Genomic DNA, 349 nt, shown 5'->3' with positions numbered 1-349 from the left:
TGAAGTTGAACTCGAAAACAAGCCACAAACGGGTAAAAGCTCCGCCGTTGATGTCAACGTTGGCCATTTAAACTATACTGCCGGTGTTATCAATACTTTACCGAAACGATTAGACAAATTGTATCAGCGAGTCAAGTATTACCAACAGCAGCTAGCTCATAAACGCGTTGTGAAAGGAAATAAGGCACCTAAAAGTAATAATTATGCTGTAATGAGAGCCAAATTGTAGCGTGACTATCGTAAGGTGGCCAATATCCAACATGACATCATGCAAAAGTTTACGACGGAGCTGGTCAATAATTATGACAAGATTGTCATCGAAGACTTATCCGTCAAGGACATGCAAATG

General features: G+C 40.4%; 1 pseudogene. It reads left to right on the top strand.

Annotation, left to right across the window (positions count from 1 at the left end):
• Positions 1-349 (top strand): annotated as a pseudogene (locus HEQ50_RS12750) (transposase); the annotation flags it as partial.

This window comes from Lactobacillus sp. HBUAS51381 (assembly GCF_012641095.1).
In the GTDB taxonomy this organism is placed as follows: domain Bacteria; phylum Bacillota; class Bacilli; order Lactobacillales; family Lactobacillaceae; genus Levilactobacillus.
This window is presented reverse-complemented; position numbering and strand designations above follow the sequence as displayed.